General features: G+C 57.8%; 15 protein-coding genes. 6 read left to right on the top strand and 9 right to left on the bottom strand.

Going from position 1 to position 14,701, the window contains the following annotated elements; genetic code table 11:
- Window positions 1-6 precede the first annotated feature (6 nt).
- The 5 genes from ccoP to WNY39_RS17265 form a co-directional block, all read right to left on the bottom strand.
- Entirely contained in the window at window positions 7-876 is an 870-nt protein-coding gene (gene ccoP, locus WNY39_RS17285) for a cytochrome-c oxidase, cbb3-type subunit III (protein ID WP_342847552.1), read from the bottom strand.
- Window positions 863-1,057, bottom strand: a complete 195-nt coding sequence (locus WNY39_RS17280; RefSeq protein WP_342847550.1) for a cbb3-type cytochrome c oxidase subunit 3 — start codon at window positions 1,055-1,057, stop codon at window positions 863-865. The genes ccoP and WNY39_RS17280 overlap by 14 nt, the downstream gene beginning before the upstream one ends.
- 11 nt (window positions 1,058-1,068) lie before the next feature.
- Window positions 1,069-1,794 carry a cytochrome-c oxidase, cbb3-type subunit II gene (gene ccoO, locus WNY39_RS17275; protein WP_342847548.1) on the bottom strand — a complete coding sequence of 242 codons (726 nt, stop codon included), beginning with the start codon at window positions 1,792-1,794 and terminating at the stop codon, window positions 1,069-1,071.
- 12 nt (window positions 1,795-1,806) lie between these two features.
- Window positions 1,807-3,411: a cytochrome-c oxidase, cbb3-type subunit I gene (gene ccoN / locus WNY39_RS17270; protein ID WP_341234466.1), complete on the bottom strand. Its 1,605-nt coding sequence runs from the start codon at window positions 3,409-3,411 to the stop codon at window positions 1,807-1,809.
- Window positions 3,412-3,524: 113 nt separating this feature from the next.
- Window positions 3,525-3,932: a universal stress protein gene (locus tag WNY39_RS17265; RefSeq protein ID WP_342847546.1), complete on the bottom strand. Its 408-nt coding sequence runs from the start codon at window positions 3,930-3,932 to the stop codon at window positions 3,525-3,527.
- A 163-nt stretch (window positions 3,933-4,095) separates the two neighbouring features.
- Here WNY39_RS17265 and hemN point away from each other — a divergent pair, with 163 nt between their 5' ends.
- Window positions 4,096-5,451, top strand: coding sequence for an oxygen-independent coproporphyrinogen III oxidase (gene hemN, locus WNY39_RS17260; protein WP_342847544.1), 1,356 nt, complete (start codon window positions 4,096-4,098; stop codon window positions 5,449-5,451).
- 2 nt (window positions 5,452-5,453) lie between these two features.
- On the opposite strand, the gene WNY39_RS17255 is transcribed toward hemN, so the two are convergent.
- Together WNY39_RS17255 and WNY39_RS17250 are read right to left on the bottom strand one after the other, a co-directional pair.
- Window positions 5,454-6,410 carry an acetamidase/formamidase family protein gene (locus tag WNY39_RS17255; protein ID WP_342847542.1) on the bottom strand — a complete coding sequence of 319 codons (957 nt, stop codon included), beginning with the start codon at window positions 6,408-6,410 and terminating at the stop codon, window positions 5,454-5,456.
- A 27-nt stretch (window positions 6,411-6,437) separates the two neighbouring features.
- Window positions 6,438-7,052 (bottom strand): response regulator transcription factor, encoded by a 615-nt coding sequence (locus WNY39_RS17250; protein WP_342847540.1) that lies wholly within the window; start codon window positions 7,050-7,052, stop codon window positions 6,438-6,440.
- A 336-nt stretch (window positions 7,053-7,388) separates the two neighbouring features.
- On the opposite strand from WNY39_RS17250, the gene WNY39_RS17245 reads away from it, so the two are divergent.
- Window positions 7,389-7,895: a molybdopterin-dependent oxidoreductase gene (locus WNY39_RS17245; protein ID WP_342847538.1), complete on the top strand. Its 507-nt coding sequence runs from the start codon at window positions 7,389-7,391 to the stop codon at window positions 7,893-7,895.
- Between the two features lie 126 nt (window positions 7,896-8,021).
- Entirely contained in the window at window positions 8,022-10,514 is a 2,493-nt protein-coding gene (locus WNY39_RS17240) for an ATP-binding protein (RefSeq protein WP_342847536.1), read from the top strand.
- Window positions 10,515-10,613: 99 nt separating this feature from the next.
- Here WNY39_RS17240 and WNY39_RS17235 read toward each other — a convergent pair whose 3' ends face one another.
- Window positions 10,614-10,859: a hypothetical protein gene (locus WNY39_RS17235; RefSeq protein WP_342847534.1), complete on the bottom strand. Its 246-nt coding sequence runs from the start codon at window positions 10,857-10,859 to the stop codon at window positions 10,614-10,616.
- On the opposite strand from WNY39_RS17235, the gene WNY39_RS17230 reads away from it, so the two are divergent.
- From WNY39_RS17230 to WNY39_RS17220, 3 genes are all read left to right on the top strand, one after another.
- A complete protein-coding gene (locus tag WNY39_RS17230) occupies window positions 10,858-11,856 on the top strand; it encodes a glycosyltransferase family A protein (RefSeq protein WP_342847532.1) in 999 nt (332 codons plus the stop codon). The two genes, WNY39_RS17235 and WNY39_RS17230, sit on opposite strands and share 2 nt — an antisense overlap.
- A gap of 103 nt (window positions 11,857-11,959) precedes the next feature.
- Window positions 11,960-13,417, top strand: a complete 1,458-nt coding sequence (locus WNY39_RS17225) for a cobyric acid synthase (RefSeq protein ID WP_342847530.1) — start codon at window positions 11,960-11,962, stop codon at window positions 13,415-13,417.
- Window positions 13,418-13,491: 74 nt separating this feature from the next.
- Window positions 13,492-14,037: a biotin transporter BioY gene (locus WNY39_RS17220; RefSeq protein ID WP_342847528.1), complete on the top strand. Its 546-nt coding sequence runs from the start codon at window positions 13,492-13,494 to the stop codon at window positions 14,035-14,037.
- Window positions 14,038-14,152: 115 nt separating this feature from the next.
- Here the strand turns inward: WNY39_RS17220 and WNY39_RS17215 are convergent.
- Window positions 14,153-14,701, bottom strand: a 549-nt coding sequence (locus WNY39_RS17215) for a cupin domain-containing protein (protein WP_342847526.1), incomplete at its 5' end; no start/stop codon positions are given.

The following is a 14,701-nucleotide window of genomic DNA, read 5'->3' as shown; positions in this document are numbered from 1 at the left end:
GCCGTGCTACTCTCCGCCTCCCAAAGAGTGCACGTATGCGGAAACCGCGCGAACATCGGCCTCGGTCAGGCGCGGACCCCATGCTGGCATCACACCAAAGCGGGCGTTTTTCACGGTTTCGGTCAGGGCCTTGCGGTCGCCGCCATAAAGCCAGATCGCATCGGCCAGATTGGGGGCACCCTGTGTGCGGTCACCCAATCCGGTGTCCCCGTGGCACACCGAACAATTATCGGCGAACACGGTGGCACCGGTCTCGGCCAGATTGGCATCGAATTCGGCGTTTGACAGCGACACCACATGCTCAACCACGGCGGTGATCTCGTCTTTCTCCAGCATCTCGCCAAAGGCGGGCATTTGGGAATAACGCGCATCATCGTCTTGTTCGTTACGGATGCCGTGGCGCACGGTGTATTCAATCTCGGCCATATCACCACCCCAAAGCCAGTCATCATCCAGCAGGTTCGGGTAGCCTTTGGCCCCAGCCGCACCCGACCCGTGACATTGCGAACAATTGGCACGGAACACCGCGCCGCCGCGTGCCACCGCATAGCGGTTCAGATCGGCACTGGCGGGCAATACGTCCATATCGGTCGCCAAAAGCTGCGTCACCAGATCGGCATTCTTGCCTTCATGGGCCGTAATCTCGGCCGCGACATTTGCGCGGGTGGACCACCCCAACAGGCCCTTGGTCGCACCGGAAACCATCGGCCATGCAGGATAGGCAATCGTGTAAAGAATGCCCCAGATGATGCACAGATACAGCGTCCAAAGCCACCAGCGCGGCAGCGGTGTGTTCAACTCTTCAATGCCGTCCCAGCTGTGGCCGGTGGTGTCGGTGCCGGTGACGCCGTCTGTTTTGCCCTTAGACATGGTCATCCCCTTTATTCGTCGTGCTTTTGGGTTTTGTGTCGTCGCCCAAGGGTATCTTGGCCACGCTGGCGTAAACCTTGGTGCTGCCGGGCCGAAAGGCCCACAAGACAGCGCCGGCAAAGAACAGGAACATCGCAAGCAAAACCCAGCTATCGGCGAGTTCGCGCAAGAAGGAATAAGTGTTCATTTCAGCTCTCCTTAGCGGCTGGCGTCTGGGGTGAAGGTCGAAAAATCAACCATGGTTCCAAGAACTTGAAGATAGGAAATTAGCGCATCCATTTCCGTCAGTTCCGGTTGGCTGTCAAAGTTGGCCACTGCGGCACCGGGATAGCGTTCCAGCATGCCGTCATAGTCGGAATCCGGGTCGGCCTGGGCGCGGAAATCTGCGCGCGCTTCCTGGATCTGTTCATCGGAATAGGGGACGCCGACAAACCTGTGGGTCTTCAACAGCGCCTCGATATGGGTCGGCTCGATCTGCGCATCCATAAGAAAGGCGTATTTCGGCATGATCGATTCCGGCACAACGGATTGCGGATCGCTTAGGTGATCCACATGCCACGCATCGGAATATCGCCCGCCGACGCGGGCCACATCAGGCCCCGTTCGTTTGGACCCCCATTGAAACGGGTGGTCATACATCGATTCAGCCGCCAGCGAATAGTGGCCATAGCGTTCGACCTCGTCGCGCATGGGGCGGATCATCTGGCTGTGGCAGACATAGCAACCTTCGCGCACATAGATGTCGCGCCCCGTCAGTTCGAGCGGCGAATAAGGCCGCACGCCTTCGACTTCTTCGATGGTGTTTTCCAGCCAGAACAGCGGGGCGATTTCTACGATCCCCCCGACCGTGACCACCAGCAGCGATGCAACCAGCAGCAAGGTGGGGCTTTTCTCAAGGATGGCGTGTTTGTCGATAAAGGCCATTGTTTCAGCTCCTTATTCTGCAGGTGTCGCGTTGGAGGGCAGGGCCGTGGTGACCGGTTTCGCACCGCGAATGGTCATCCACATGTTCCACACCATGATCAGCCCACCAGTGAGGTAGAGAACCCCACCCAAACCGCGCACCACATACATCGGGAACTTCGCAGCAACGGTGTCGGCAAAGGAGTTGACCAAGAAACCCTGATCATCGACTTCGCGCCACATCAGACCTTCCATGATGCCGGTGACCCACATCGACGAGGCGTAGAGAACGATGCCAATCGTGGCCAACCAGAAGTGCCAGTTGATCGCAGACATCGAGAACATCTTGTCACGACCCCAGAGTTTCGGCGTCAGGAAGTACAGCGCACCAAAGGTGATCATACCGTTCCAGCCAAGTGCGCCGGAATGTACGTGCCCGATGGTCCAGTCGGTGTAATGCGACAGAGAGTTCACAGCGCGGATCGACATCATCGGCCCCTCGAAGGTGGACATGCCGTAGAACCCAAGCGAGATAACGAACATCCGCAAAATCGGGTCGGTGCGCAGTTTGTCCCATGCCCCTTGCAGGGTCATCAGACCGTTGATCATGCCACCCCAGCTGGGCATCCACAGCACGATGGAAAACACCATGCCAAGGGTCGCGGCCCAATCGGGCAGGGCGGTGTAATGCAGGTGGTGCGGACCAGCCCAGATGTAGAGGAAGATCAGCGACCAGAAGTGGATGATCGACAGCTTGTAGGAATAAACCGGACGGTTCGCCTGTTTAGGGACGAAATAATACATCATCCCCAAGAAACCGGCGGTCAGGAAAAAGCCCACGGCGTTATGGCCGTACCACCACTGCGTCATCGCATCTTGGACACCCGAAAAGACCTGAACGGATTTTGAGCCCCAAAAGCTGACCGGGATAGACAGGTTGTTGACGATATGCAGCATCGCAACGGTGATGATAAAGCTAAGGTAGAACCAGTTGGCCACATAGATATGGCGTTCGCGGCGTTTAAAGATCGTGCCAAGGAAGACGACCAGATAAGCGACCCAAACAATGGTCAGCCAGATATCGGTGTACCATTCGGGCTCGGCGTATTCTTTCGATTGTGTGGCGCCCAGCAGATAGCCGGTGGCGGCCAGAACGATGAACAGCTGATAGCCCCAGAACACAAACCACGACAGGTTGCCGCCGAACAGGCGCACCGAACTGGTCCGCTGCACCACATAGAACGACGTACAGATCAGCGCGTTGCCCCCAAATGCAAAGATCACCGCCGAGGTGTGCAAAGGCCGCAGCCGGCCAAAGTTGGTGAATGGCTGACCCCAGTCAAAGTTCAGCTCTGGAAAGGCCAGTTGAAAGGCGATGAAGGTGCCGACCAGAAACCCCGCGATGCCCCAAAAGGCTGTCGCGATCACGCCAGCGCGGATCACACCGTCAGCGTATCCGGTTTCAGGGACGGGCACAGGTTCATCAATGCGCCGCAGCACCCAGATGAACATACCGGCGGCAACCGCCATGATGACGAAAGCATGAAACTTATAGGCCAGATCGTGACCCCAGTTCATGCCCATAGCGGCAATCAGGGCAATAATCCCCAAAACGATGAGTTTAAAATAGTTCATAATGCACCTTCTTCTTGGCGTGCCCTATTCGGGTACGCGCAGCTGTTCGCAATTGTCGGGTAGCGGCTGGGAGACAGGGCTTCTTTGATCTAAATCAATTTTGCCCAAACACTGGGCTACCGGATTACATGAACCGCGCATTTTGCGTGCCGCACGACGTAATGTGCGACCGATCCCAACAAGATGTCCGAGATGTTCGGCTGATGGGACGCGATAACGATGCAATCAGAATTGTTCTGGCTCGCCCATTTCAGGATCTGCGTGCCCGGACGGCCTTCGGCGGTGGCCGCATGGCAATTGGGTAGGGTCTTGGCCAGCTCGTCCAGCCTGCTGCGCAATGTTTTGCGCGCCTCGACGATAAAGTCGTTCGGAACATATTCGGATACATACACCGGTATCTCTTCGATCACATGCAGCAGCGTAAAATGCGCCCCCTCGTCAGCCAGCGCACGCGCGGCCTCGAATGCGGTCTCGTTTTTCTCGGGATGGTCCAGAATCACTGGAATCAGGATATTCTTGTACATCGGGTGGTCTCCTCTTGGCTGAGAGAAGATAATCAGGTCGCAGCAGCGGCCGTTTTGATGCAGATCAAGTGATGATATCGACGGGTGTGATGCGCCCCAAATTCAACGGCCATCTTTGATCTAAATCAAAGAAAACGATCCCCCGTGTATGCAAGATATTTGCATGACAGAATTTAAGCAACTTCGCCGCTATGGCATTCTGGATGCCAAGGTGCCGCGGTACACCAGTTACCCGCCCGCCAATCATTTCAGCGATCAGGTGGGGCAGGCCAACCAGTCGGAATGGCTGCGCGCCGTGCCTCAGGGTTCCGCTGTGTCGCTTTATATACATATCCCGTTTTGCAAACGTCTGTGTTGGTTCTGCGCCTGCCGCACCCAAGGTACATCGACACTTCGCCCGGTCGAGGCATATGTAGAAACCCTTTTGCACGAGATTGATCTGATCCGCGCGCGCCTGCCCAAGGACGTGTCCTTGTCGCGGCTGCATCTTGGCGGGGGAACGCCAACGATATTGCCCTCTGGTCTGATGGCGCTGTTGCTGGATAAACTCTTTGCGAATTTTGAAAAGGGCGACGCGTTTGAATTCTCGGTCGAGATCGACCCGACCGAGGCATCGCCGGACCTGCTGGACACCTTGCTAAGCTACGGCATGAACCGTGCCAGCATCGGCGTCCAAGACTTCGACCCCGACGTGCAAAAGGCAATCGGGCGTTTGCAGTCGTTCCAACAGACATCGGATGTGGTGCATCACCTACGGTCCGGAAATCTGCACAGCCTGAACATGGATTTGCTCTACGGGTTGCCCTTCCAAACCCAAGAAAGCCTGAGCCAGTCCTTACAAGAAGTGATGTCACTGCAGCCCGACCGTCTGGCGCTTTATGGCTATGCCCATGTGCCATGGATGTCGAAACGGCAGGTGTTGATCGACGAATCCGCCCTCCCCGATCCGCAAATGCGCTATGAGCTGTCGGGAATCGCGCGGGTTTTGCTGACGTCAGACGGGTTTGAACAAATCGGCTTTGATCACTTTGCGCGCCCCGGTGACGGGCTTTCAATCGCCAAGGCAAACGGTCAGCTTAGGCGCAATTTTCAGGGATATACTGATGACACCGCCGACGTCCTTATCGGGCTTGGGGCATCGTCGATCTCAAAATTCCCCCAAGGCTACAGCCAGAACGAATCCGCCACCGCAAAATATGTCACCGCGATCGAGGGGCAGACCCTCGCCGGCGCACGGGGCTATGCGCTGTCTGATGCTGACCGCTGGGTGGCGCTGGCCATTGAACAGCTGATGTGCGGCTTTGCGGTGAACATCGCGCAGTTGCAGGCCGATTTCCCGACCTATGCGCCAATCATATCAACTGCGTTTACGCAGCTTGCAGCGGCTTTCCCCTTGGGCGTCACGCTTGACGACAACAGCCTAACCGTGAACCCGGGGTTCGAGCCGCTGGTGCGCATCTTGGCCGGTCAACTGGACGCCTTCCAAGCATCGCAAACGTCACATAGCAGCGCGATCTGATTTCATCCCACCTGCAACAGCGATTTGCGCAATCGTCCATGCACGCCTTTTTCTTGGTTCACCGATTGCGTCACGGCAAAATCTACCGCCAGCGAACACAGCTGATAGGCTTGGGTTTCGCTGATATCCACCCGTTCGCGGATCATCGCGATCATTTCACGCAGCGCGATTTGCAGCGCCGTATCCAGACTGGCGTGAAACCCCATCGATATAATCTCGTCCTCGGTCTCTGCCCTTGGCAGGGTCATCTGCGCGCCAGCACCCTTCAGAACGTCAAAGCGGAATGTACCGGTCAAAGCCGTCTCTAACGCGGTGATACAGACCTCTCCATCGCCTTGGCACCCATGGCCGTCACCACAGGAAAACAGCGCGCCTTTCGCATGAACGGGCAGGTACAGCGTGGCCCCTTCGGTCAGCAGTTTCAGGTCCATGTTGCCGCCATGCAGCCGCGGCTGGATCGACGTGACCTCGCCCCAGTTGGCGGGCGGGGCAACACCCATTACACCAAAGAACGGGTTGAGCGGCAAAACAGCCCCCCACGGCAACCGTGCGGTTTTCGCGGCGATATCAATCGGAATATAGGTGATCGTCTCGGACGAGACGGGAAATTCGCCGGGCAGGGTGCCCGCCGTCGGGCGCACAACATTAAACCCCCAATCCGCACCCAGTTCGATCTTTTCGATGGTGATCTTCAGCACATCGCCGGGCATTGCCCCCTCAACCGCGATGGGCCCGGTCAGCAAATGCGCCTGTCCCGGAATATCGGCCGCCAAAATGTCATGCTGTTCTGGTGCAACTGTCATCCCTGACCCCTCGGGCGGCAAAACGGTGGCGCGCCCCGAAAAGGTTTGAATGGTGGCGCGGTCCCCGTCTGCGATGGTCAGAACCGGGGGATGGTCCGACCAGAAGCGCCCCCAATGAACGGTTTCAGGGGTGGCCAGCAGCGAATGATCGGGCATATTTTGAATTCCAAAGGGATGGCAGGGCTAAAACAGGCCAGCCTCGCGTGCGATTAACGCAGCTTGGGTGCGGTTGGCCGCCCCGATTTTACGATAGAGCGTCTTCATATGCAGTTTGACAGTTGGCTCTGTAATGTCCAGATCGCGCGCGATTTCCTTGTTCGATTTCGCCTCGGTCAAACCCTTTAGAACCTGCAATTCGCGCGGTGACAGTTTTTCGGCCAATGGGTGTTCGGGGCTTTCGTCCATCGCGGTCATGAAATCGATGGGGGCGTATTGCTCGCCCATGGCCATAAACTTGACCGCGTTGATCATCGATTTGGCTGGCAGTGTTTTAGGCACAAAACCGGCGGCACCGGCCTCAAGCGCGTTTTCAGCAATCTCGCGGGTGGCTTCGCCTGACAACAGGGCCACACGCTGACCGCCCTTCATGGCCAATGTCACGCGCAGCCCTTCAAGGCCGTTCATGCCGGGCATGTTCAAATCAAGTAATACCAAATCAAAGGGGTCTTCCGCGTCGATCAGCTTGTGCGCCTCGCCCAGATTCGCGGCCTGACGGACGGCAATATCGCCTTGCGCCTCTAGAAACATAACCAAAGTATCTCGAAGTAGGTCATGATCGTCGGCGATAAGTACGCGCATTAAGGTCTCCTTGGCTGTCAATACACGTTAACCGAGATTGCTGGCTTTGCACCATATAATTATGGTTTTATGGTGGCGCTGCCAACGGGGCGTCGGGATAGGTTTGGCCTCATACGGATAACACCCCGCGCAGCTCGGCCAAATGCACCGCGTTTGAGAGGGGGCGGTAAAGCAGCCCGACAAGATTAGAAAGCCGTAAAACGCCGTGCCGGGTGGCTGCTCAAAAACCAGCAAGCCTATGACCTATCCGAAAGGATAGGTTGGTATCCCAATGCTCAGTCGTATGGTCGGCGGTCTTATGTCATAGAAGCCGCAGTCAGGGATAGGATTTGCGCTATGTTGTCATCATTTTTCAAGGCCGTCATGTTTTTAACGATTTCAGTCATGCCAGTTTGGGCTGACGATCTTGGGATGGCACAAGGCGACGTACTTCTGACTGTTTCGGGTGCCATCGAAACAACAAACGCCGACGGTATGGCACAGTTTGATCTGGAAATGCTCGAAGCGCTTGATGCGACGGTGATCGATACATCGACCATCTGGACCGATGGCACCCAATCCTTTCAAGGTGTGTCGTTGGACGTATTGGTAGACCGCTTGGGCCTTACCGGCGACACCCTGCGCGCCACAGCGATTAATGACTATGCGGTCGATATCCCCATCTCTGACGCGGTAGAGGGCGGGCCGATCATCGCGTACCGGCTGAACGGCGACACATTGTCCGTGCGCGACAAAGGCCCGCTTTGGATTGTGTACCCTTACGATTCAGATGCATCCTACCGCAGCGAAGTGATCTATTCGCGCAGCATCTGGCAACTCGACCGGATCGTCGTATTAGACTAAAAGGAAAGGGGCATATCGTCCCTTCGGGTGCCGCCGATCACAGGAGGCAAGCCTATATTACGTTTGGCAAAGACATCTTTACGCCTTCGGCTTGTGCTTTCAGTACTGCTGGGGGCGATTGGCATTGTGTCTATCGTATTTCTGGCCACCCACGTCGCGCGTGATCTTAGGCTGCTGAACTCCGCCAGCTCCGACAACGTGCAATGGACGTTGTCGCAAGCCGAGGTGGAGTTTGTCGAATTTCAGCTGCATCTCGCGACGCTGGATGCGGCGGACCCTGCCGATCTCAAAATGCTCCGGCGCGATTTTGATATCTTTTACAGCCGCATTCGAACGCTTTCGCAATCATCGCTCTATGCCGATCTGCGCAAACAGTTCGAGTTTTTTAACAGCCTGACAAATGTCGAATGGTTTCTGGATGAAACGGTTGATGAGATTGATGCCGATGATGCGGGCTTGATTGCGGCCCTGCCTGATATGCGCGAACGGGCCGATGACATACGCAAAAGCGTGCGCCGGATGTCGAATTCGGGGCTGAACTTCTTTGCCCGCGATTCAGACATACGCCGCACCAGCGTCGCCGTTACGCTGATGCAAATGGCGTTTGGCGTTACTGCCCTGCTTGTGGCCTTGCTGTTGCTATCCCTTTATCTGGGGGTGGTGAACCGCCAAAATATCCGCCGCCGGTCCGAGGTGATCGAGGCCAGTAAACGGATGAATGTGGTTACAAGCACCGCACTGGACGCTGTGATTGTGGCAAACGCCGAAGGTCATATTCTGGATTTCAACACCGCCGCCGAACAGATTTTCGGATACACCGCACAAGAGGCGCTGGGCAAAGAGCTGGGTGCTATGATCGTCCCGGACCAGTACCGCGATGCCCACGAGGCCGGTATGCAACGCATGCGCGACCAAGGCGAAAAGCGCGTCGTCGGCAAGGGCCGGATCAAGCTTGAGGCCAAGCGCAAGTCCGGCGATAGCTTTCCTGTGGAACTGGCCGTGCAATCGGCCACCACCAGCGAGGGCGAGATTTACATCGCCTTTCTGCGCGATATCTCGACCCAGGTCGAAGCGGAACGCGAATTGGTGATGGCCCGCGACAGGGCGATGGCGGGCGAAAAGGCCAAGACCGATTTCCTTGCCACGATGAGCCACGAAATACGCACGCCTTTGAACGGGCTGTTGGGCAATCTGACCTTGCTGTCCGAAACCAAGCTTAGCGCGAAACAGTCGCGGTATATCAAGAATATGGATACCTCGGGCAAGCTGCTGATGAGCCATATTTCAGACGTGCTGGACATCACGAAATACGATGCGGGCAAACTGCGTTTGCGCCCCGTTGCGATGGACATCAGCCTGTTGTTGCAAGACATCGTCGATAATCAAAGCGGTGCCGCCTCGGCCAACGGCACCACGTTGGAGTGGAGCTGGATCACCGCCCCCGTGAACTGGATTCGGGCAGACCGTGACCGCATCCAGCATATTTTGATGAACGTGATCGGCAATGCGGTGAAATTCACCCGCGACGGGCAGATCGTCATTCAGGTCGAAACCGACGAACAAGCGGGCCAATTGCCCGAATTGCAGATCACCGTATCTGACACCGGCATCGGTATGACCGAAGAACTGCAAGAGCAGATATTCGACGACTTTATGACCGGCGACAGCTCCTACGACCGCGACGTTGGTGGCACCGGTTTGGGGCTGGGCATCGCACAGCGTTTTGTCAAAGCGTTGGGCGGCAGGATTGATGTGGCCAGCAGCGTCGGGCAGGGCAGTACCTTTAGCATCCGCTTTCCGATTGAACCGATTGACGCCCCCGACCCGAAAATCGCGCAGCGCAAACCTGTGGCACAGCCCAAGGGCAGTGCGATCCTGTTGGTCGAGGATAACGAGATCAACCGCGTTGTTGCCCGCGAAATGCTGACAGCCGCCGGGCACCTCGTGACCGAGGCCCATAACGGTGCCGAGGCGGTCGAGATCGCCCAAGACATCCGCTTTGACCTGATCTTGATGGACATTAGCATGCCGGTACTGGACGGGCGCGGGGCGACCCGTGCCATCCGCGCAGGCCAGGGTGTGAACGCCAAAACGGCGATTGTCGCGCTGACCGCCAATGCAATGGCGGGCGAACAAAAGACGTTCCTGTCAGACGGTATGAACGACATCTTGACCAAGCCCTTGGTGCGCAAAGACCTGCTGACGGTGATCGCGCAATACGGTCATCCCCAAAATGCCCCGTCCAAGCCCGCCGAAGCCGCCTCTTCGTCCGTAGCATCGCAATATCTTGATGACCTACGCGAGACTCTCGGGGTGGATCAGCTAGCGTCGCTGCTGGACCGCTATGCGCAAGAGGTCGATCGCACGATAACGACTTTGTCCGACCCTGCGCATAACGCGTTGCCGGACATCGCGGCTTTGGCGCATCGCTTGGCAGGGTCCTCTGCCTCAATGGGGGCGATGGAAATGCGCGCCGCATTCCTAGCGATCGAAACGTCAGCCAAAACCGGTGACAAGCAGCGCACGGATAAATGGATCGCTGGCTTGCCCGAAATTTGGGCCAGAACGCGCCCCTTGCTGCAAGCCGAACGTCGCACGGCACCGCGCACCGACAGCTAAATCGCGCGGGCTTCTCTGCGCGTACCTGTTGCAACCTCTCTTAACAAAAACGGCCCGACAGACATTCGGCTGGGGCCGCGTATCCCAAAGGATAGGGAACTAGGCGATTGCGCCACCCACCTCTCCGGCGGCGTCGGGGACGTCGATCAAACCCTTCGGTAGGAAGAGTTCAATAATTTGATTGGACCCCAGCCATGCCGACAGCAACGAACGACATATCCCGTACCGCGCGACCCAGATGCACCCCTCCCAAATCTGGTCGCGCCGCTGCGACGTCACGCCCGTTGACGTCACCGTTCGGTCTGGCGGCACATATACCAGTATCCCCGGAAAGGTTTCTCCCATGACGCGCGCCTCAATTATTGTGCCAGCCTTTAATGTGGCCGGCACGCTCAAACAAACGATGCAGGCGCTGCTTGCTCAAACCTATGGCTCCTATGAAATCATCATCGTGGATGATGGATCTTGCGATGAGACCCCCCAGATTGCCGCGCAGTTTTCAACTGATCCACGGGTCAGCGTGCTGCGTCAGGCGAACCGCGGTTTTGCGGCGGCGCGCAACGTGGGTATCTCCGTCGCACAGGGTGAATTCATCGGCTTTTGCAACGCGGGCGATTTGTGGCTGCCCAACAAGCTGGCCCGCCACGTCAGCCATCTTCGTGCGCACCCCAAGGTCGGGGTCAGCTTCTCCGGCTCTACATTAATTGACGGGGCAGGCACTGTGAAAGGTCGCGTGCCGATGCCCTGCGTGACCGGCATCTCCCCGGCCTGCATTTTTAAACGTAACCCGATTGATAACGGGTCCGCGATGGTGATCCGCCGCGCCGCGCTAACCGACATTGCCTATCGTCCCCGCAGCGAAATCCAACGCGACTGGTATTTCGACGAAACCTTTCGCCATTGCGCGGATATCGAATGCTGGATGCGCATGGCCCTGACCACCGATTGGGCGTTCGAGGGGATACGCGATGCGTTGACCCAGACCCGCGTTACCGACGGGGGGCTGTGTGTTAAGGCCGACCGCCAGTTGGACGCATGGGAACGTATGGTCGCCAAGCTGACGCCGCTGGACCCCGCGTTCTTTCGCATGAATGCCCCTGCGGCCCGCGCCTATCAGCTGCGCGACATGTCACGCCGGGCGATCCGCGATCTTAACGGGGCACGTGCGGTTAATCTGACCTATGGTTCAATGGCGCAATCGCGCGCGCCCTTGATCGAAGACCCCGGTCAATCACTGCGCACCATTTGCGCTGCCGCCGCGCTGTTTTGCGCAGGCCCGAAAACCTCGCGCCGCGTGATGCAGATAAAGGCCGCGCTATTTGGCTCCAAGGCCGTCTTGTAAGCGCGGGCAAGGTGGCAAACCGCACCGGTATCTGATCCCCAGACTTGACGCCGCGCGTGGTGGCTGACACGACTTTGGCGAACCTCATTCTTAAGGACCAGCCATGCCCACACGCGCAATCATGATTCAGGGCACCGGCTCTAACGTGGGTAAATCGATGCTTGTGGCGGGGCTGTGCCGCGCGGCATTGCGGCGGGGCATTTCGGTCGCGCCGTTCAAGCCGCAGAACATGTCAAACAACGCCGCGGTCACCCATGACGGCGGAGAGATCGGCCGCGCGCAAGCCCTTCAAGCCATCGCATCGGGGCGCAGCTTGTCGGTCCATATGAACCCCGTGCTGCTCAAGCCTGAAACCGACACCGGTGCGCAGGTTGTGGTGCAGGGCCGTGCCCGATCCCGACTTGAGGCCGGTGATTTTGGCGCGGCCCGCAAGGCGTTGCTGGAACCCGTTTTGGAAAGCTTTGGCATCCTTGGCAAAACCGCTGATCTGATCATCGTCGAAGGGGCAGGCAGCCCCGCCGAGACGAACCTGCGCAAGAATGACATCGCCAACATGGGCTTTGCCCGCGCCGCGAATGTGCCGGTGATCCTCGCGGGCGACATCAATCGCGGCGGTGTGATCGCACAGATCGTCGGCACCCAAGCGGTGATGGACCCTGATGACGCGGCCATGATCGCGGGGTTTCTGATCAATAAATTCCGTGGCGATGTGCGCCTGTTTGATGACGGGTACCAAGACATCATCGACCGCACCGGCTGGACCGGGTTTGGCGTTTTGCCATGGTTCAGTGGCGCGCATTTGCTGCCCGCCGAAGACGCGGTTGATCTGGCCCGCGCGCGATCCGACGGCGCGTTTCATATCGTCTGCCCGATGCTGTCGCGCATCTCGAACTTCGATGATCTTGACCCCTTGGCCGCTGAACCTTCGGTGCGGCTGACCATGATCCCGCCGGGCATGCCGCTGCCTGCGGATGCGGATATGGTGATCTTGCCCGGCACAAAATCCACACGTGGCGACCTGAATTTCATGCGCGCGCAAGGCTGGGATATCGACCTGCTGGCGCATGTGCGACGCGGCGGCCATGTCTTGGGGATTTGCGGCGGCTATCAGATGCTGGGGCAAACCGTCGACGACCCCCAAGGGATCGAAGGCCCCGCTGGTCAGGACGCGGGGCTTGGCCTCTTGGATGTGGATACGCGCATGGCGGCGGATAAAACCCTGACCCGCGTCACCGCGACCCATATTGCCACAGGTGCCCAGATTGACGGGTATGAAATTCACATCGGTCAAACCAAAGGCCCCGATTGCCAGCGCCCCTATTGCCAGATCGACGGTGTGCCTGATGGCGCGATGGCGCGGGATGGCAAGATCGCAGGCACTTATCTGCACGGGCTGTTTTCCAATGACAGCTTTAGGAAATCATGGCTGGCCCAATACGGGCTGGCGGCGGCACCGGTATCCTATAGCCAAATGGTCGAGGATACGTTGGACCAACTGGCCGACCATATGGAGCAGCATCTAGATGTGTCCGCGATTCTAGACAGCGCGGGCCCGGTCTAAGCCTTCCGCCAAAGCACTCTTGTGTCTTGATCGGATCAAGGGGATACAAGCGCACCTAATAGAAAGTAGTCTAAATGGAACGTAATCTTACTCTTGTTGCCTTGTTCGCAGCACTTATCGCAGCGCTTGCGCTGATCCCCCAATTCACGCTGGCCTTTGGTGTGCCAATCACGGCGCAAAGCCTTGGTATCATGCTGTGCGGGACCGTTCTTGGGTCCAAACGCGGTGCCCTTGCTGTGTTGCTGTTCATGTTGCTTGTCGCCATGGGCTTGCCCTTGCTGGCGGGTGGTCGTGGCGGTCTGGGCGCGTTCATGTTGCCGTCGTCCGGCTTCTTGATCGGCTTCCCCTTTGCCGCATTTGTCACCGGCTTGATCGTTGAAAAATGGCAGGGCCCGTCGCTGGCCATCGTCGCGGGTGTCGCGTCGATCATCGGCGGCATCATTGTGCTTTATGCCTTTGGGATTGCCGGTCTTGCCATCGCGCTGGACAAAACCCTACTGGAATCGGCCGCATTGGTTACCGTGTTTATCCCCGGTGACATCATCAAGGCGGTACTGGCTGGCCTGATCACAGCAGCGCTGTTCAAGGCCCGCCCGGCAAGCGTGTTGTCACGCGCCTAAAGCCAAGGGTTTAAACGATTATGAAAGCGCCCTGATGACGGGGCGCTTTCGCCCATATCCCGAACAGCCCCGTTATGATTTGCAGCCCGCTGTAAGTCGCGCTTAGCGCCAGGGGCTAACTCCGCGCATACACATCCTCATACCTGATAATATCGTCTTCTCCGAGATAGCTGCCGGTTTGTACTTCGATCAGGACCATGGGGACTTTGCCGGGGTTTTCCATGCGGTGCACGGCCCCGAGGGGGATATAGACCGATTGGTTTTCGCTGATCAGTTGCACGCTGTCATCAACGGTGATTTTGGCGGTGCCTTCGACCACGATCCAATGTTCCGACCGGTGGTGATGGCTTTGCAGGCTCAGCGATGCACCGGGGTTCACCACGATGCGTTTCACCTGGAAACGCCCGCCAATGACCAGACTTTCGTACCACCCCCATGGCCGGTAATCGCGGGGCAGTTGGATCGCCTGGCTTGATCCTTTGGCCTTGAGCGCATCAACCGCTTCTTTCACGCGCTGCGCCTTGGATTTGTCGGCGACCAGCACCGCGTCGCCCATGGCGATAGCCACGATATTGTCCAGCCCGATGCCAACCAGCTGCAACCCGTCGGTTTCCGACCGCAGCAGGGTATCTTTGCAATCAATCGCGGTGGCATTTTCCGAACA

Source organism: Sulfitobacter sp. AS59 (assembly GCF_038899995.1).
Classification (GTDB): Bacteria; Pseudomonadota; Alphaproteobacteria; order Rhodobacterales; family Rhodobacteraceae; genus Sulfitobacter.
The sequence above is the reverse complement of the archived record's forward strand: the minus strand, read 5'-3'. Positions and strand labels throughout refer to the sequence as shown.